Origin of the sequence: Azospirillum doebereinerae, from assembly GCF_003989665.1 — a bacterium.
GTDB lineage: Bacteria > Pseudomonadota > Alphaproteobacteria > Azospirillales > Azospirillaceae > Azospirillum > Azospirillum doebereinerae.
Map to the genome: position 1 here is coordinate 1 of NZ_RZIJ01000038.1, position 15,908 is coordinate 15,908.

Below are 15,908 nucleotides of genomic sequence, written 5' to 3' on the forward strand. Positions count from 1 at the left end.
ATCTCGTCGAAGGGGTTCATGCTCATCTTCACGTTGGCGGTCTCGACGCCGCTGCCGTCCGCCTTCACGCGGATCTTGACGTTGTAGTCGACCACTCGCTTCACGGGGACGAGAACTTTCATAACCCACCCTGACTGGCTTGCGCGCGCGCCGATATGGCGAACATCGCGAAAAATTGCTGTGGTTGCGAACGGACCATAGGATTTGCCGTTTCCACTGTCAACGGCGCCCAAGCTTGCGGCAAAACGCCGTCAGCGGTTGCCGCCGGGCACCCACAGGACATCGTTCGCACCCCCATCGTTGACCACCCGGCCCAGCACGAACAGGTGGTCGGACAGGCGGTTGATGTATTTCAGGGCGGCGGCGGTCACCGGCTCGTCCCGCGCCAGATCGGTCATCAGCCGCTCCGCCCGCCGCGCCACCGTGCGCGCGAGGTGCAGATGCGCGGCGGCCGGCGAGCCGCCGGGCAGGATGAAGGAGTTCAGCGGCGCCAGATCGGCGTTCATCGCGTCGATCTCCGCCTCCAGCCGGTCGACCTGGGCCTGGACGATGCGCAGCGGCGGATACTTCGGCTCCGGCTCCTCCGGGGTGCAGAGGTCGGCGCCGAGATCGAACAGGTCGTTCTGGATGCGGCCGAGCATCGCGTCGATGTCGGGCCGATCCCCCATCTTTTCTGGAGTGGTGTGCAGCCGGGCCAGCCCGACGCAGGCGTTTACCTCGTCCACCGTGCCGTAGGCCGCCACGCGGCGGTCGTGCTTGGGCACGCGGGAACCATCGCCGAGCGAGGTCTCCCCGGCGTCGCCGCCGCGCGTGTAGATGCGGGTCAGCTTCACCATCGGGGCTTATCCCTGCGTCAGCATGGCGATGACGAACAGCAGCAGCGCCACCCCCTGGAGGGCCACGCGCAGCCGCATCGCCTTGTTGGAGCGCCGCGCGTCGCCGCCGTTGCCCCGCACCATGAAGAAGAGGCCGACGAACAGCGAGCCGACCACCATCAGCATCGCCAGGATCATGAGTGTTGGGAAGAGTCCGTTCATGGCGTCACTATACCGCAGCCCGAGGGCGCCGCCTACGGCGACGGCGCTCCCGGTCACGGAAGGTTTCGCCAACGGACGGTCAATCGTCGCTGGCGGCATCCACCCGGTAGAACAGGCGCAAGCCCAGCAGCCGGGCGTCGGCGTCCAGCGTGTCGGCCGGGTCGGCGGCGGCGCGGGCCACCGTCAGCCGCAGCAGCCCGCCCGGCGCCGGCGTTCCGCTCGGGGTCAACGGGGCGCTTTCGCCGGCGGCGTGCAGGGTGTCGGGGGCGGTCAGCGTGTCGGAAACCGTCACCGCGACGCCGCCGGGCGTGTCCAACCCGTCGCCGTCGCCGAGCATCGCCCCGCCGACCGACCACAGCACCTCGCCGGCCCCGCTGCCCGCCGTCCACAGCGGTTGGACCGCCAGCGCGCCGCCGTCCCACGCCCTGGGCAGGGCCAGCAGGGCGTGCGCCGTCTCCTCGGCGTCGGGATCGAAGTCGAGCGCAGGGAGGACCGCGCCGGAGGCGGCGGATTCGACCGTCCCGGCGGCGGCCCCGCCGGTCGTGGGGGCCGTCAGGGCGGTGGCCGGCACCCACAGGGTGCGGCGGCCCAGCGCGCGGGTCGCGGCGAGCGCCGCTGGAAGCCCGGTCACGTCGGCCGGGGCGTGGCGGTGGGCGGCCTCGGCGAGGCCGGCGCGCAGATCGGCGGCGGTGGTCCGCACGGTGGCGCCGTTCTGGACGGCGGGAAGCAGCTCGGTGCCATCCAGGGCGGCGGCGGCCGGAAGCTGGCTGATGGGCAAGGCGGGCATGGGGTCACTCCGCGGACAGGGTGAGGCCGGATTCGGTGACGAGGCGGGCACCGGATTCGGTGGTAAGCGCGGTCACGCGCCACAGGCGGGCGGCCAGCGGGGCCAGCCCGCGTCCGAGCAGACGGGCGAGCATGCCGTCACTCCATCTCGGACACGTGGAGCGTGCCCGGAGTCTGGTCGGCGGCCAGCGCCGCGATGTGGCTGTGGCGGCCGTTGCGCCGGCTCTCGCCGACCGACAGGTACAGATAGGTCCCCGCCGGCAGAAAATGGTCCGAGGCGGCCGCCTCGACCGCCGCGTCGCCGGTGCGCAGGAAGGCCGGAACGTCGCTGTGGACCGCGATCACCCGGGTGTCGGCGGAAAAGGCGGCGGCGTTGCGCGCGCTGGCGTCGCCGACGGCCAGGGCGTGGGCGCCGCCCGGCTTCAGGCGCAGCGCCGGAATAGGATGAAAGTCTTCGTCGCGTGGAAGAAAGGTCGGCATGGCTGGAGCGCTCCGCAGAGGACAAGGTGAAACGAAAAAAGCCCGTCGGCGGGAAGGCCGGCGGGCTCGATGGGGGGTGTTGATTGTTAAGTATATAGTCCTATACCCGAGAGGCCGTCAATCCATCCGTTGCGAAAACCGGTGGTCCGCCTACATTTGCGCGCCAAGGGGGCCGCGTTCCGAGGCTCACCGAGAGACGATCAAGAGGCGGGTGACATGCGGCGGCGGACGTTCCTGAAGGCAGCGGCGGCAACGGCGACCCTGGGGGCGACCCTGGCGGCGCCGGCCGGCGGCGCGCGGGTGCTGGCGGCGCCGGCGCTGGCGGCTCCCCTCGTCTCCTTCCCGCAGGGCTTCGTGTGGGGCTGCTCGACCTCGGCCTACCAGATCGAGGGCGCGGTGGCCGAGGACGGGCGCGGCCCCAGCGTCTGGGACACCTTCAGCCATTCCTACGGGCGCATCGCGAACGGCGACAACGGCGACACCGCCTGCGACCACTATCATCGTTACGCCGAAGACGTGGCCCTGATGGCGCGGGCCGGGATGAAGGCCTACCGCTTCTCCATCGCGTGGCCGCGCGTGATGCCGCAGGGGACGGGCGCGGTCAACGCCAAGGGGCTGGACTTCTACGACCGGCTGACCGACTCCCTGCTGGCGCGCGGGATCGAGCCGTGGCCCTGCCTGTACCACTGGGACCTGCCGCAGGCGCTCCAGGACAAGGGCGGCTGGCTGAACCGCGACATCGCCGGCTGGTTCACCGACTACGCGCTGGCGGTCACCGCCAAGCTGGGCGACCGGGCCAAGCGCTGGGCGATGCTGAACGAGCCGTCGGTGGTCGCCATCTTCGGCCACGGCACCGGCGGCCACGCGCCGGGGATCACCGGGCGGCTGAACTGCCTGAAGGCGATCCACCACCAGAACCTGGCGCAGGGGACGGCGCTGGCGGCGCTGCGCGCGGCCGGCGGGGCCAAGAACTGGCAACTGGGCACGGTGCTGGCGCTGCAACCCTCCTGGCCGGTCGGCGGGTTGGATTCGAACTACCCGGCGTCGCTGATGTGGGACGCGCTGTGGAACCGCTCCTGCCTCGACCCGCTGTTCAAGGGGCGCTACCCGGAGCAGCTGGCGGCCGATTTCGCCGGCATCGCCAAGCCGGGCGATCTGGCGACGATCAAGCAGCCGGTCGATTTCCTGGGCGTCAACTACTACAGCCGCATGCATCAGCAGGTGGATCCGCAGGGGCTGTTCGGCACCGGCTACGGCTCGGCGCCCGAGGGCACGCGGCGCACCGGCATGGAATGGCCGGTCGAGCCGGACGGGCTGACCGAGATCCTGGTCGAACTCCAGGAAAGCTACGGCAACCCCCCGGTCTACATCGCGGAGAACGGCGCCGACTACCCCGACACCGTGGGGCCGGGGGGCCGGGTGCAGGACGACGACCGCATCGCCTATCTGCGCGGCCACATCCTGGCCGCCCGCAACGCCATCGACGAGGGCTGCAACGTCAAGGGCTACATGGTGTGGACCCTGCTGGACAACTTCGAATGGGCGGAAGGCTACCGCCGCCGCTTCGGTCTGGTGCAGGTGGACCGCAAGACCATGGCCCGCACCCCCAAGGCCAGCTACGACTGGTACGCCAACGTCGTCCGCAACAACGGCGTGCCGGCGGCGTGAGCGCGGCGCGCGCGGCGCCGCAGCCCACCCGCTACGCGATTCAGAAGGCGCGCGGCAAGGGCTGGAAGACCCTGGAGGTCGGGGAGGAGCTGGCCCACGCCAAGGCGCGCTTCGACACCATGGTGGGCGTCAACCCGCGCGCCTATTTCCGGCTGATCCAGCTCGACTACAACGCCGAGTCCGGCTACGAGGGCATGGAGTTCAACTGGACCCTGATCGAGCTCCACGACCCGAACCGGGCGGGAGCGGGGGCGAAACCGGGCCCGCGCCGTCCGGCGCCCAAGCCGGGACGCGGAGCGGCGGCGCGCAACCCCGCTCCGGCCAAGCGCAAGGCCAAGGGAAGCGAGAGGGTGGGCCTGCCGCTGCGGATCTATCTGGCGGTGATCCTCATCGGCGTCCTGGTCGGCGGGCTCGCCTATCTGCAGCTCGCCACGCCGGGGCGGTAGGGCCACGGGGCGAGCGCCTCCCTCCCGTCTCCCCTTCCGCGAAGCCCGGATCGACGCCGCCACGGTTTGCCTCCCCGCTGGCCGCCCGGCGATCATCTGCTACACTGCCGCCAACAGCGCGCATCGTCGGCCGGCCCGGCGGTGCCGCGCGCCGAACGAACAGCAGGGGATGCTTCCTTATGAACCGCTTCACGCGCGCCTCGGCCGCCGCCTTGGCCTTGTCGGCGCTGCCGGCCGTCGCCCACGCCCACACCTTCGGCGCCCACGACGCCGGTTTCGTTCACGGCTTCCTGCACCCGGTCGGGGGGCTCGACCATCTGCTGGCCATGGTCGCGGTCGGCCTGTGGGCGGCGCAGCGCGGCGGCAAGGCCCTGTGGGCGCTGCCCGTGGCCTTCGTGACGGCGATGATCGGCGGCGGCGTGCTGGGCATGGCCGGGATCGACCTGCCGGGTGTGGAGCTGGGGATCGTCGGGTCGGTGATCGCGCTGGGCGCGCTGATCGCCCTGCGGTCGCGCCTGCCGCTGGCGGTGTCGGTCGCGGCGGTCGCGGCCTTCGCCGTGTTCCACGGCCACGCCCACGGCGCCGAGATGCCCGACGCGGCCCAGCCGCTGCTCTACGGCCTGGGCTTCGCGCTGGCGACGGCGCTGCTGCACGGCGCCGGTGTGGCGGCCGCGCTGTCGGTGCGCCGCCTGACGCGGGACGGCGTCGGCGCGGTGGCGCTGCGGGGCGCCGGGGCGCTGATCGGCCTGGGCGGCGTCGCGCTGGTCGCGCTGGGCTGATCCCGGCGGACGCTTGAAAAACAGAAGGCCGGGCGGGAAATCCCCATCCGGCCTTTTCCCTTGTCCGCTGGAGCGCGCCTTCAGTTGACCTGCGGCAGCGCGAAGATCTGGCCCGGATAGATCATGTCGGGGTCGCGGATCTGCTCGCGGTTGGCGGCGTAGATGGTGGTGTAGAGCACGCCGTCGCCGTAGGTGCGGCGGGCCAGCCGCCACAGGCTGTTGCCGGGCTGGACCACCACGCGCCGCTTGTCCGACGGGTCGGTGGGCAACGCCGAGACCTGGACCGGCAGTTCGGCCCGCGCCAGCACCTTGCCGCTGTCGCCGACCTGATCGGCGCGCAGGGTGTAGATGCCGGGATCGATGAGCTTTTCCGGGCTGAGCCGCCAATGCCCCTGGGGGTCGGTGTGGGCGCGGCCGACCAGGATGTTGTCGAGATAGAGCTGCACGGAGCTGTTGGGCGCCGCCCGCCCGCCGAGCGCCACCCGCCCGGCCGGGTCGTAATCCATCGTCTCGACCGACACGCCGCCCGGCGGAACGGGTGCGCCTTGAGCCGGCACCGGCGGCGCCTGGAGCAGCGAGCTTCCCCCCATCGCGGGGCCGCCCTCGGCCGGCAGCCCGTCGCGCGGCACCGCCACGGCCAGCGCGACCGACACCGATTCGGAGGACGCGGCGGTCGAGACGGGCGCCGCCTTGGCCGCCGCCTCCGGCACCATCACGACGACGACCTTGTCGGCCGGGATCGGCGCCTCGGCGCCGGGTCGGGTCTCGCTGAGGTTCAATTCGCGCGTGCCCGGCGCCAGCGGCTGGTCGGGCAGCAGCACCCATTCGCCGCGTCCGTCCGCCTTGACCGAGCCGAGCGCCGTGTCGCCGTCCCTCACCGTCACCGAGGCGCCGGGAGCGGCGCGCCCGGCCATCACCGTCGCCCCGTCGGGCGCCACCCGCACCACGTCGAAGCTGGGCGCGGCCGGCGTCGCCGCCGCCACGGGGGCGGGAACGGCGGTAACCGGAACGGCGGCCGGGGGCGCGGGCGGTGCGGTGGGGGCCGCGACGGACGGAGTCGCGGTGGCCACGCGCGCGGCCGGCTTGGCCGGGGCGGGGGCCGGAGCGTCGAACACGCCGCCCAGCCAAAGGCCGGACACCGAGACTGCCGCCAGCACGGCCAGGGCGGAACCACGGAACAGCGCGTTTCGCTTCACCTTGAGCACCCTATCCGGCGACCGGCGTTCATGAATCGATGGTCTTCAGTATAGCAGAAGGTCATCCACCGAAAGAACAGCGCCGACGGAGAAGGCGAATCCCCCGAAGAGTGTGGCATTGCGGCCAATCACTCCAACGGAGGGACCGTTTTCAGGTAGGCGACGATGGCCGCGCGGTCCTCGGCCGTCAGCTTGGAGGTGCTGTTGCGGATCACCTCGCCCATCGCCCCGCCGACCACGTCGCCCTCCGGCGTCAGCCCGGCCTCCAGCAGCAGCCCGACGTCGCCGTCCGACCAGCCGCCGACGCCCTTCGGGTGGGCGGTGATGTTCGGCACCTTGTCGCCGTCCGGCCCGTCGGGGTTGCCGCCGAGGTAGCGGTCCGCGTCCAGCCCGCCCAGCAGCGAGCGCGGCGTGTGGCACTCCCCGCAATGGCCCAGCGCGTCGACCAGATAGCGCCCCCGGTTCCACGCCGCCGGCCTGGCCGGATCGTCGGGCACCGGCCCCGGCGTCAGGTACATCCATTGCCAGGCCGGGACCAGGAACCGCCAGGAGAAGGGCGGCGTCAGGTCGTGCGGCTTGTTGGCGACGGGGGCGGCCGGCTGGGCGAACAGATAGGCCTTCAGATCCAGCAGGTCGCGGTCGGTCATCCGCGTGTAGCTGGCGTAGGGGAAGGCCGGGAACAGCGCCGCCCCGTCCGGCCGCCTGCCCTCGCGGAAGGCGCGGACGAAGTCGGCGTCGGTCCAGCGCCCGATGCCGTTCGCCGGGTCCGGCGTGATGTTCGGCGTGAAGAAGGTGCCGAAGGGCGTCTTCAGCGCCCGCCCGCCGGCCAGCGGCAGGCCGCCCGCCTTCTCGTCCGTGTGGCAGCCCAAGCACCCGGCCGCCTGGAAGACGTAGGCGCCGCGGGCGACGGGGTCGGGCTCCGCCGCCCACGCCCCGCCGGCCCCTGCCCCGCCGGCCCATGCCCCGCCGGCCGCGAGCGCGAACGGCAGGGTCCGCGCGATGCGGGCAAGGCACCGCATCGCGGTCACTGCTTCTTGACGCGGAAGTCCTCGTGGCAGCTTCCGCAGGTCTTGGAGGTCGCGCCCAGCGCCTGCGCGATCTGCGCGCGGTCGCCGCCCTTGATCGCCGCGTCCAGCTTCTCCGCCGCCGGCTTCATGGCGCTCCAGCGTTCCTGGGCGACGGACCAGCTCTGCCACAGCTCCGGCTTGGCGGCGCTGTCGGCGACGCCGACGGCGGTGCCCTGCGGGAAGATGGTCTTGGGATCCATCGCCGCCACCGCCAGCACGGCCTCGGCGCCCTTGGCGGCGTCCTCGGCGGTGGCGCCCTCGTTCTTGACGAACTTGGCGACGGCGCCCATCCCGCCGCCCAGCTTCTTCATGGTCTGCTGGCGGTCCTTGACCTGTTCGGCCGGATCGGCGGCCCCGGCCGATCCGCCGAAGGACGCGAAGAGCAGAGCGGAGACGGAAGCGGCAGCAAGGGCGTTGACGACGCGGTTGTTCATATGGTCCCTCCCGGTGATAGCATGGCCAATGGAGGCCGGCTGCGGTGTGGACGCCGCCGGCCGGGCCGTTATTCCGTGGGCCGGACAAAAAATCCGCATCCGCCAACCATCGGCGGCGCGGTGCGTTCCGGCCGCGGGCTTGAGAAAGGTTCGATCGTGATGAAGACCCTGTCGTCCGTCTGCGTGTATTGCGGTGCGTCCTCCCAGGTCGCCGACGTCCACAAGGAGGCCGCGCACGCGCTGGGCGACGGTTTGGCGCGGCGCGGCATCCGGCTGGTCTACGGCGGCGGCCGGGTCGGGCTAATGGGGATCGTCGCCGACGCGGCGCTGGCGGCCGGCGGCGAGGTGGTCGGCATCATCCCCGAGCACATCCAGTCCGCCGAGATCGAGCACACCGGCCTGACCGAGCTGCACGTCGTCGACAGCATGCACACCCGCAAGCGGATGATGGTCGAGCGCTCCGACGCCTTCGTCGTGCTGCCCGGCGGCCTCGGCACGCTCGACGAGATGTTCGAGGTGCTGACCTGGAAGCAGTTGCAGCTGCACGACAAGCCGGTGGTGATCGCCGACGTGGACGGCTACTGGCGCCCGCTGCTGGGACTGGTCGACCACATGGTGGCGCAGGGCTTCGCGCGGATCGACCGCAGCAAGCTTTACTCCGTCGCCGATCAGGTCGACGGGGTGTTCGACGCGCTGGAGCGCCTGCCCGACGCCCAGACGGCCACCCAGACCCGCAAGCTTTGAGCGGGGGTGTGGAGAGGTTTCGCGGCGGTTGCCCCCTCCCCATCCCTCCCCCGCTTGTCAGCGGGAGAGGGGGCCGGATGCTTGTCCAAGAGCGGCGGCAGTCCCCTCTCCCGCGCAGCTCTCGCGCAAACCTATGGTTTGCGCTGACGCGGCAGGCGGACCTTTGGTCCGCCGAGAGCGGGGGAGGGTTAGGGAGGGGGCCAACGAGCCTGCACCCAAACAACCCCTCCTAGCTCCCCCGGTTATCCCCAGACTTCCCAACCTGTGGATAACTTTCATGCACAGCTTTTGCGGAGGGGCCTTTCCCTTCGCACAGCGTTCCCGTTCCGTTTCTGCTACAGTGTCCCCATGAACAACCCGACCTCCTCCTTGTTCGACCCCCGCCCGCAATCGGCCGTGAAGCCGACGGCGGAGTACCGCTCGCCCCCCAACAACGAGGAGGCGGAGCAGGCGCTGCTGGGCGCGATCCTGGTCAACAACAAGGCCTACGAGAAGGTCGGCGAGTTCCTGCGGCCGGAGCATTTCTACGACCCGGCGCACCAGCGCATCTTCGGCGCGATCACCAAGATGATCGACCGCGGCCAGATCGCCAACCCGGTGACGCTGAAGTCGCTGTTCGACAACGACCCCGATCTGGCGGTCGAGGGCGGCAGCGTCTACCTGACCGAACTCGCCGCCAACGTCGTCACCGTGGTCAACGCCGCCGATTACGGCCACACCATCCACGACCTGTTCATCCGCCGGCAGCTGATCGAGGTCGGCACCGACATGGTGAACGAGGCGTACCGCCACGACCTCGACATCACCGCGCTCGACCAGATCGGCGAGGCGGAGAAGCAGCTCTTCGACCTCGCCTCCACCGGCGACGTGAAGGGCGGCTTCGTCGCCTTCGGCGAATCGGTCAAGCACGCCATCGCGACGGCGGAGGTGGCGTTCCGCCGCGCCAGCCACGTCACCGGCGTGACCACCGGGCTGATCGACATCGACCGCAAGCTGGGCGGCCTGCACCCGTCCGACCTGATCATCCTGGCCGGACGCCCGTCGATGGGCAAGACCGCGCTCGCCACCAACATCGCCTTCAACGCCGCCCGCGCCCACATGCGCTCCAGCGGCGAGGAGGGCGGCGTCGTCGGCTTCTTCTCGCTGGAAATGTCGGCCGAACAGCTCGCCACCCGTATCCTCGCCGAAGTGGTCGAGGTGCCCGGCGACAAGATCCGGCGCGGCGAGATCCGCGACACCGACTTCCCGAAATTCGTCCAGGCGAGCCAGGATCTGGCGCGCTGCCCGCTCTACGTGGACGACACCCCGGCCCTGTCGGTGTCGGCCGTGCGCACCCGCTGCCGCCGGCTGAAACGCACGTCCGGCCTCAGCATGGTGGTGGTCGACTACCTCCAGCTGCTGCGCGGGTCGTCGGCGCGCGGCAGCGAGAACCGGGTGCAGGAAATCTCCGAGATCACGCGCGGCCTGAAGGCCATCGCCAAGGAGCTGGAAGTCCCCGTCATCGCCCTGTCGCAGCTGAGCCGCGCGGTCGAACTGCGCGAGGACAAGCGTCCCCAGCTCTCCGACCTGCGCGAATCCGGCTCCATCGAGCAGGACGCCGACGTTGTGATGTTCGTTTTCCGCGAACAGTACTATCTTGAGCGCGCCGAGCCGTCCCGCCGGCCCGACGAGAGCGACGACAAGTTCAACGACCGGTACCAGCGCTGGCAGCAGCGCCTCGGCGAGGTGCACAACACCGCCGAGGTGATCATCGCCAAGCAGCGCCACGGCCCGATCGGAACGGTGCGTCTGTACTTCGACGGCCAGTTCACGAAGTTCGGCGATCTCGACCAACGCCACCAGGACGATGACTGACCTTTCCCGGCGCGCCGCCGCCATCCTCACCGTGGACCTTGGCGCCGTCGTCGCCAACTGGACCCGGCTCCGCGACCGCGTCGCCCCCGCCGAATGCGCCGCCGTGGTCAAGGCCGACGCCTATGGCCTCGGCGTCGCCCATGTGGTGCCGGCCCTGGCCGCCGCCGGCTGCGCGACCTTCGTCGTCGCCCAGTTCGACGAGGCGCTGGCCGTCCGCGCCGCGCTGGGGCCGGAGTCGCCCGCGCGGGTGCTGTCGCTGGGCGGCCTGCCCCAGGGCACCGAAGCCGCGTTCGTCGCCAACCGAATCCTGCCGGTGCTGAACCATCTGGGCGAGGTCGCCGCGTGGCAGCGCTTCGCCCGCGAGCGGGGGGAGCGGCTTCCGGCGGTGGTCCACATCGACACCGGCATGAACCGCCTCGGCCTCGGCCCCGACGAGCTGGACATCCTGGCCAACGAGCTGGACCGTCTCGACGGCATCGACGTGCAAGTCTGGATGACCCATCTGGCCTGCGCCGACGAGTTCGAGTCGCCGATGTCGGCCCAGCAGCTCGGCCGCTTCCAAACCGCGCTCGCCCGTCTGCCGGCGGCCGAGGCCAGCTTCGCCAACTCGTCCGGCATCTTCCACGGCAAGGCCTTCCATTTCGACCTCGCCCGCCCCGGCTGCGCGCTGTACGGGGTCAACCCGACGCCGCATCTGGCGAACCCGATGCTGGGAACCGTCCGGCTCGACGCCCGCGTGCTTCAGCTTCGCAGCGTTGACGCTCCTATGACCGTTGGCTATGCTGCGGCCCACCGCGTTGAAAGGGCTGCCCGCATTGCCACCATCGCCGTGGGATACGCCGACGGATACCTGCGCTCGCTCAGCGGGCGCGGACACGTCTATGTGGATGGCATCGCGGCCCCCATCGTCGGGCGCATCTCCATGGATCTGATCACGGTGGACGTCACCGGCCTGCCCGAGGGCACGGTCCAGCCCGGCGGGCTGGTCGAGCTGATCGGACCCAGCCGTCCGGTGGACGTGGTCGCGGCGGAGGCCGGGACCATCGGCTACGAGGTTCTGACCTCGCTCGGCCCCCGCTACCACCGGGTCTACGACCGGGTTTCTTCTGGCCCCGACGCGCGCTGAATGACTGCAACAACAACAAGAACGCGGGCCGTCTGATGGGTTTCCTCGCCGCCACCGGCCGGGCCTTCCTGGTCTTCCTCGAAGCCACCGGGCGCCTCGCCCTGTTCACCGGAAGCGCCGTGTCGCACTGCTTCCGGCCGCCCTTCTACCCCCGGCAGATTCTGCGGCAGATGATCGACATCGGCTACTACTCGCTGCCGGTGGTCGGGCTCACGGCGCTGTTCACCGGCATGGTGCTGGCGTTGCAGAGCTACAGCGGCTTCTCCCGCTTCCAGGCGGAGGGCGCCATCGCCACCGTCGTCGTGCTGTCGGTGACGCGCGAGCTGGGGCCGGTGCTGGCCGGGCTGATGGTGGCGGGCCGCATCGGCGCCGCCATGGCGGCCGAGATCGGCACCATGCGGGTGACCGAGCAGATCGACGCGCTGTCCACGCTCTCCACCAACCCGTTCAAGTATCTGGTGGCGCCGCGCCTGCTGGCGGGCCTGTGCATGCTGCCGCTGCTGGTGGTGGTGGCCGACATCATCGGCGTGTTCGGCGGCTTCCTGGTCGGCGTCTACCGGCTGGACTTCAACGCCAGCAGCTACATCAACCGCACCTGGGAGTTCCTCCAGCCGCTCGACGTGATCTCCGGCCTCGTCAAGGCGGCGGTGTTCGGCTTCGTCATCTCGCTGATGGGCTGCTACCACGGCTACCACTCCAAGGGCGGCGCGCAGGGCGTCGGCGCGGCGACCACCAACGCGGTGGTGTCGGCCTCGATCATGCTCCTGGTGACCAATTACCTGATCACCGGCCTCTTCTTCTCGACCAAGTGAGCGCCGACCGATGACCCCCGCACCGCTAACCGTCCCCAAGATCGCGCTCCGCAACGTCCACAAGAGCTTCGGCCCCAAGACGGTTCTGAACGGCATCGACCTGGAGGTCGCCAAGGGCGAATCGCTGGTGATCATCGGCGGGTCGGGCACCGGCAAGTCGGTGATGCTGAAATGCATCCTCGGCCTGCTGACGCCCGACACCGGCTCGATCCACGTCGACGGCCAGGAGACCACGCGCCTGCGCCCGCGCGAGCGTGAGAAGCAGCTCCACAAGTTCGGCATGCTGTTCCAGGGCGCCGCCCTGTTCGACAGCCTGACGGTATGGGAGAACGTCGCCTTCGGCCTGATCCAGGGCGCCCACATGCCGCGCGCCCAAGCCAAGGAGATCGCCGTCGCCAAGCTCGGCGCCGTCGGCCTGACCCCCGACGTGGCGGAGCTGTCGCCGTCCGAGCTGTCGGGCGGCATGCAGAAGCGCGTCGGCCTCGCCCGCGCCATCGCCGACGAGCCGGAGATCATCTTCTTCGACGAGCCGACGACCGGCCTCGACCCGATCATGGCCGACGTGATCAACGAGCTGATCGTCCAGTGCGTGAAGGATCTCGGCGCCACGGCGGTCACCATCACCCACGACATGGCGTCGGCCCGCAAGATCGCCGACCGCATCGCGATGATCTACCAGGGCCGCATCATCTGGACCGGTCCCGCCAAGGACATCGACCATTCGGGCCACGCCCACGTCGACCAGTTCGTCCACGGCCGGGCGGACGGGCCGATCCAGATGCAGATCCGGGCGCTCTGACCGCTTTCGGCCGCCCAACGGATCGTCCGGGAACGAAAGCGTGGCTGCGGCGTTGACGCCACGGTCGCCCCTCCGTTCCCGGAGCCTGTCCCCTGAAACCCGACTTCGACATCGACGAGGTGTTCCGGCGTCTGCGCGTCGCGCTGGCCGGGCGGCCCAAGGCGGCCATGTTCGACCTGCGCGACCGGGGCTACCGCTCGCCCTTCGAGCAGTTGGTGGCGAGCCTGATCTCCGCCCGCACGCGCGACGAGACGACGCTGGTGGTCAGCGAACGCCTGTTCGCCGTGGCCCGCACGCCCGACGCCATGGCCGAACTGCCGGAGGAGCGGCTGATCGCCCTGCTGCGCGGCGCCACCTTTCCCGAGCCCAAGGCGCGCGACATCCTGGCCCTGTCCCGCCGCATCCTCGACGAGCATCACGGCTCGGTCCCCGGCACCCCCGACGCGCTGATGACCTTCCACGGGGTCGGGCCGAAGATCGCGGCGCTGACCCTGGCGGTCGGCTTCGGCATCCCCGCGCTGGCGGTGGACATCCACGTCCACCGCATCGTCAACCGCTGGGGCTACGTCGCGGCCCGGACGCCCGAGCGCACCATGACCGCCCTGCTCGGCGTGCTGCCCCGCCACTACTGGGTGGAGATCAACGAGCGGCTGGTCCCCTTCGGCAAATGGGTCTGCACCGGCGAGCGCCCGCACTGCTCGACCTGCCCGCTGCGGGACCTGTGCGAGCGGGTCGGGGTGACGGAGTCGCGCTGAGGAATTGATGCAGATCCTGGCGGCGGGGTGGCGCCGCGGGTAAACGGGGGCTGATGGTTTTGGTCGGCCATGCTGCCCCCTCCCCATCCCTCCCCCGCCTCTGGCGGGAGAGGGGGCCGGACTCTTGTCGGCGTTCGGCGGAGTTCCCTCTCCCGCGAAAGCGGGGGAGGGTTAGGGAGGGGGGCAACGCGGCGACACGGAACCCAAAAGGAACCCCGTCCCCGAGGACCCGCGATGATCGTCTACGCCCTGCGCTGCGCCTGCGAGCACGAATTCGACCAATGGTTCGACAACATGGCGGACTACGACGCCAAGAAGGTGGCCGGGATCGCCTGCCCGTCCTGCGGCGGCACCCAGGTCGCCAAGGCGATCATGGCCCCGCGCGTCGGCAAGGCGAAGGCCGCCGCCCCCGCCCCGATGCCGGCCTGCGGACCGGGCGGCTGTGGCGGCGGCGGGGGCTGCCCGATGATGTCCCAGTTCGGCTGAACGGCGCCGCTCAGCGCCGCGCGGTCAGGCGCGGGCCGCCGGTGGTCAGTTCCTCGCGCCGCCGGCCGGTGCCGAAGCTCGGCTCGACGCGGGTCTCGCGCGGGCCGTGGTCGGCGGGTGCACCGGCCGGACCCGTTCCGCGCCCGCTGCGCCACCACGCGAAGCCGATGCCGCCCAGCGTCGTCGCCAGCAGCCCCATCACGCCGTAGCGCAGGCCGTTGGCCATCCAGCCCGGCGAACCGCCGATGGCGGCCGGCGGCTCGACCACCGGGGCCGGCTGCCCGGCCGGGGTGGTGGCGCTCACCGCGCCGCGCGGCGCCGCCTGCGGGACCGGTCCCTCGGAGGCGGACGAGGAGGAGCGCGGCGAGACCGGCGACGGAACGGCGGGGGTGACGGCCGTTGACGGCGCCGGACGGGCGGCCGGCGCCGGGGCGGCGTGGCTGGAGGAGGACGGGGCCGGCGCCGTATGCGACGCGCCGCTGGACGCGGGCGGACCCGAGCCGAACTGCGCCATGCCGCCGATGGTCTCGTTGCCGCTGTCGACGCGCTGGGTCGGGGCCGCGCGGGGCGCCACCTCGCGCTGGTGCGGGGTCTGGCCGATCTGGCTCTTGGACAGGCTGCCCATGGTGGGGCTCGCCTTCTTCTCGCGCTCGCCCATCATCTTGGCGACGGTCGCGGAATCGAGCTGGCCGTTCGCCGGAAGCCCGACCGATTTCTGGTAGCTGCTGATCGCGGAGCGGGTCTCCGGCGTCATCTGGCCCTTGGCACGGCCGCCGATGTCGAACCCCTTCTCCTTCAGGAAGGTCTGCGCCCACTGGATGTCGGCGGCCCCCGGCTCGGCCCGCGCCGCCACCGGCGCCCCGGCCGCCAGCCCCATCACCACCGCCGCCACAGCGGCGCCGCTCCGCGCGCGGCGCGCAATTCCAGACATGCCATTCCTCCGTCCGTGACGCCCTGCCACGAAAGATAAGCTCCTGTTCCGTGTTACCAGATCAGGACGCCGATCCGCCCGCGATTTTTGTGCGCCCGCGTCGTCCCCGCCGCAGCGTTGCCAAAAAAGCGCGCCCGAAAATGGATGGCCGGGCCGTTCCCGTGCTAGCCTCGTCCGCCAGCCTCTTCGGCGGGGGATCGGAACGAAGGATGAGCATCATGACCCGTCTCAGGATCGCGGCGGCGCTGGCCGGTCTTCTGCTGCTGGCGGGCTGCGGCGGCGGCCCCTCCTACCGGGAATGGACGGCCAGCAAGGACGTGCCCACCGTCGCCTACGACGAGTGCACGGCCGAGGTGGACGCCACCATGCGTCTGCGCGGCTACCCCAACCGCCCCCTGCCGGAAACGCCGCAGTTCAGCTACCGGCGCGAAATCTTCAGCCAATGCATGCGGCGCAAGGGCTATTCGGACAATTCCTAATTAAATCAACGGTCTAATTTCGGTTTGTC

At 71.0% G+C, this 15,908-nt stretch carries 20 protein-coding genes and 1 pseudogene; 11 read left to right on the forward strand and 10 right to left on the reverse strand.

Features of this window, described 5'->3' with window-relative positions:
* From EJ913_RS32815 to EJ913_RS28575, 6 genes and pseudogenes are all read right to left on the reverse strand, one after another.
* Nucleotides 1-122, reverse strand: a pseudogene (locus EJ913_RS32815) (electron transfer flavoprotein subunit beta/FixA family protein); the annotation flags it as partial.
* A 129-nt stretch (nt 123-251) separates the two neighbouring features.
* Entirely contained in the window at nt 252-836 is a 585-nt protein-coding gene (locus tag EJ913_RS28560; protein WP_127004377.1) for a cob(I)yrinic acid a,c-diamide adenosyltransferase, read from the reverse strand.
* Between the two features lie 6 nt (nt 837-842).
* Nucleotides 843-1,037 (reverse strand): twin transmembrane helix small protein, encoded by a 195-nt coding sequence (locus EJ913_RS28565; protein WP_127004379.1) that lies wholly within the window; start codon nt 1,035-1,037, stop codon nt 843-845.
* Nucleotides 1,038-1,116: 79 nt separating this feature from the next.
* Nucleotides 1,117-1,824 carry a hypothetical protein gene (locus tag EJ913_RS28570; protein ID WP_127004381.1) on the reverse strand — a complete coding sequence of 236 codons (708 nt, stop codon included), beginning with the start codon at nt 1,822-1,824 and terminating at the stop codon, nt 1,117-1,119.
* A gap of 4 nt (nt 1,825-1,828) precedes the next feature.
* Nucleotides 1,829-1,957: a hypothetical protein gene (locus EJ913_RS33140; protein ID WP_274390158.1), complete on the reverse strand. Its 129-nt coding sequence runs from the start codon at nt 1,955-1,957 to the stop codon at nt 1,829-1,831.
* Nucleotides 1,958-1,961: 4 nt separating this feature from the next.
* A complete protein-coding gene (locus tag EJ913_RS28575) occupies nt 1,962-2,303 on the reverse strand; it encodes a hypothetical protein (protein WP_127004383.1) in 342 nt (113 codons plus the stop codon).
* Between the two features lie 216 nt (nt 2,304-2,519).
* Between EJ913_RS28575 and EJ913_RS28580 the strand changes: the two genes are divergently transcribed.
* The 3 genes from EJ913_RS28580 to EJ913_RS28590 all read left to right on the forward strand — a co-directional run bounded on the left by EJ913_RS28580 (nt 2,520) and on the right by EJ913_RS28590 (nt 5,196).
* A complete protein-coding gene (locus EJ913_RS28580; RefSeq protein WP_127004385.1) occupies nt 2,520-3,971 on the forward strand; it encodes a GH1 family beta-glucosidase in 1,452 nt (483 codons plus the stop codon).
* Nucleotides 3,968-4,417 carry a hypothetical protein gene (locus tag EJ913_RS28585; protein ID WP_127004387.1) on the forward strand — a complete coding sequence of 150 codons (450 nt, stop codon included), beginning with the start codon at nt 3,968-3,970 and terminating at the stop codon, nt 4,415-4,417. Before EJ913_RS28580 ends, EJ913_RS28585 begins: the two co-directional genes overlap by 4 nt.
* A gap of 179 nt (nt 4,418-4,596) precedes the next feature.
* Nucleotides 4,597-5,196 carry a HupE/UreJ family protein gene (locus EJ913_RS28590; RefSeq protein ID WP_127004389.1) on the forward strand — a complete coding sequence of 200 codons (600 nt, stop codon included), beginning with the start codon at nt 4,597-4,599 and terminating at the stop codon, nt 5,194-5,196.
* Nucleotides 5,197-5,276: 80 nt separating this feature from the next.
* Here the strand turns inward: EJ913_RS28590 and EJ913_RS28595 are convergent, their stop codons facing one another.
* The 3 genes from EJ913_RS28595 to EJ913_RS28605 all read right to left on the reverse strand — a co-directional run bounded on the left by EJ913_RS28595 (nt 5,277) and on the right by EJ913_RS28605 (nt 7,893).
* Complete coding sequence (locus EJ913_RS28595) at nt 5,277-6,392, reverse strand: LysM peptidoglycan-binding domain-containing protein (RefSeq protein ID WP_244939537.1); 1,116 nt, start codon at nt 6,390-6,392, stop codon at nt 5,277-5,279.
* Between the two features lie 128 nt (nt 6,393-6,520).
* Nucleotides 6,521-7,411: a c-type cytochrome gene (locus EJ913_RS28600; protein WP_127004391.1), complete on the reverse strand. Its 891-nt coding sequence runs from the start codon at nt 7,409-7,411 to the stop codon at nt 6,521-6,523.
* A 5-nt stretch (nt 7,412-7,416) separates the two neighbouring features.
* Complete coding sequence (locus tag EJ913_RS28605; RefSeq protein ID WP_127004393.1) at nt 7,417-7,893, reverse strand: c-type cytochrome; 477 nt, start codon at nt 7,891-7,893, stop codon at nt 7,417-7,419.
* 159 nt (nt 7,894-8,052) lie between these two features.
* On the opposite strand from EJ913_RS28605, the gene EJ913_RS28610 reads away from it, so the two are divergent.
* The 7 genes from EJ913_RS28610 (at nt 8,053) to EJ913_RS28640 (ending at nt 14,469) form a co-directional block, all read left to right on the forward strand.
* Nucleotides 8,053-8,637 (forward strand): LOG family protein, encoded by a 585-nt coding sequence (locus tag EJ913_RS28610; RefSeq protein WP_127004395.1) that lies wholly within the window; start codon nt 8,053-8,055, stop codon nt 8,635-8,637.
* A gap of 348 nt (nt 8,638-8,985) precedes the next feature.
* Nucleotides 8,986-10,491 (forward strand): replicative DNA helicase, encoded by a 1,506-nt coding sequence (locus tag EJ913_RS28615; RefSeq protein WP_127004397.1) that lies wholly within the window; start codon nt 8,986-8,988, stop codon nt 10,489-10,491.
* Nucleotides 10,484-11,617, forward strand: coding sequence for an alanine racemase (alr, locus tag EJ913_RS28620; RefSeq protein WP_127004399.1), 1,134 nt, complete (start codon nt 10,484-10,486; stop codon nt 11,615-11,617). Before EJ913_RS28615 ends, alr begins: the two co-directional genes overlap by 8 nt.
* 35 nt (nt 11,618-11,652) lie before the next feature.
* Nucleotides 11,653-12,429 (forward strand): MlaE family ABC transporter permease, encoded by a 777-nt coding sequence (locus EJ913_RS28625; protein WP_127004400.1) that lies wholly within the window; start codon nt 11,653-11,655, stop codon nt 12,427-12,429.
* Between the two features lie 10 nt (nt 12,430-12,439).
* A complete protein-coding gene (locus EJ913_RS28630) occupies nt 12,440-13,228 on the forward strand; it encodes an ABC transporter ATP-binding protein (protein ID WP_127004402.1) in 789 nt (262 codons plus the stop codon).
* 119 nt (nt 13,229-13,347) lie between these two features.
* The gene (locus tag EJ913_RS28635) at nt 13,348-13,983 is read left to right on the forward strand and encodes an endonuclease III domain-containing protein (protein WP_238522336.1); all 636 of its coding nucleotides are present in this window, start codon (nt 13,348-13,350) and stop codon (nt 13,981-13,983) included.
* 234 nt (nt 13,984-14,217) lie between these two features.
* Nucleotides 14,218-14,469 (forward strand): DUF1178 family protein, encoded by a 252-nt coding sequence (locus tag EJ913_RS28640; protein ID WP_127004404.1) that lies wholly within the window; start codon nt 14,218-14,220, stop codon nt 14,467-14,469.
* Between the two features lie 10 nt (nt 14,470-14,479).
* On the opposite strand, the gene EJ913_RS28645 is transcribed toward EJ913_RS28640, so the two are convergent.
* Nucleotides 14,480-15,400, reverse strand: coding sequence for a peptidoglycan-binding domain-containing protein (locus EJ913_RS28645; protein WP_127004406.1), 921 nt, complete (start codon nt 15,398-15,400; stop codon nt 14,480-14,482).
* A gap of 218 nt (nt 15,401-15,618) precedes the next feature.
* On the opposite strand from EJ913_RS28645, the gene EJ913_RS28650 reads away from it, so the two are divergent.
* Nucleotides 15,619-15,879: a hypothetical protein gene (locus EJ913_RS28650; RefSeq protein ID WP_127004408.1), complete on the forward strand. Its 261-nt coding sequence runs from the start codon at nt 15,619-15,621 to the stop codon at nt 15,877-15,879.
* The last annotated feature ends 29 nt before the right edge of the window (nt 15,880-15,908 follow it).

Bases quoted from the DNA above. Each gene is read 5' to 3' on its own strand.
- EJ913_RS28560 (WP_127004377.1), bottom strand. From the start codon at position 836: ATGGTGAAGCTGACCCGCATCTACACGCGCGGCGGCGACGCCGGGGAG.
- EJ913_RS28565 (WP_127004379.1), bottom strand. From the start codon at position 1,037: ATGAACGGACTCTTCCCAACACTCATGATCCTGGCGATGCTGATGGTG.
- EJ913_RS28570 (WP_127004381.1), bottom strand. From the start codon at position 1,824: ATGCCCGCCTTGCCCATCAGCCAGCTTCCGGCCGCCGCCGCCCTGGAT.
- EJ913_RS33140 (WP_274390158.1), bottom strand. From the start codon at position 1,957: ATGCTCGCCCGTCTGCTCGGACGCGGGCTGGCCCCGCTGGCCGCCCGC.
- EJ913_RS28575 (WP_127004383.1), bottom strand. From the start codon at position 2,303: ATGCCGACCTTTCTTCCACGCGACGAAGACTTTCATCCTATTCCGGCG.
- EJ913_RS28580 (WP_127004385.1), top strand. From the start codon at position 2,520: ATGCGGCGGCGGACGTTCCTGAAGGCAGCGGCGGCAACGGCGACCCTG.
- EJ913_RS28590 (WP_127004389.1), top strand. From the start codon at position 4,597: ATGAACCGCTTCACGCGCGCCTCGGCCGCCGCCTTGGCCTTGTCGGCG.
- EJ913_RS28600 (WP_127004391.1), bottom strand. From the start codon at position 7,411: ATGCGGTGCCTTGCCCGCATCGCGCGGACCCTGCCGTTCGCGCTCGCG.
- EJ913_RS28605 (WP_127004393.1), bottom strand. From the start codon at position 7,893: ATGAACAACCGCGTCGTCAACGCCCTTGCTGCCGCTTCCGTCTCCGCT.
- EJ913_RS28610 (WP_127004395.1), top strand. From the start codon at position 8,053: ATGAAGACCCTGTCGTCCGTCTGCGTGTATTGCGGTGCGTCCTCCCAG.
- EJ913_RS28615 (WP_127004397.1), top strand. From the start codon at position 8,986: ATGAACAACCCGACCTCCTCCTTGTTCGACCCCCGCCCGCAATCGGCC.
- alr (WP_127004399.1), top strand. From the start codon at position 10,484: ATGACTGACCTTTCCCGGCGCGCCGCCGCCATCCTCACCGTGGACCTT.
- EJ913_RS28625 (WP_127004400.1), top strand. From the start codon at position 11,653: ATGGGTTTCCTCGCCGCCACCGGCCGGGCCTTCCTGGTCTTCCTCGAA.
- EJ913_RS28630 (WP_127004402.1), top strand. From the start codon at position 12,440: ATGACCCCCGCACCGCTAACCGTCCCCAAGATCGCGCTCCGCAACGTC.
- EJ913_RS28640 (WP_127004404.1), top strand. From the start codon at position 14,218: ATGATCGTCTACGCCCTGCGCTGCGCCTGCGAGCACGAATTCGACCAA.
- EJ913_RS28645 (WP_127004406.1), bottom strand. From the start codon at position 15,400: ATGTCTGGAATTGCGCGCCGCGCGCGGAGCGGCGCCGCTGTGGCGGCG.
- EJ913_RS28650 (WP_127004408.1), top strand. From the start codon at position 15,619: ATGACCCGTCTCAGGATCGCGGCGGCGCTGGCCGGTCTTCTGCTGCTG.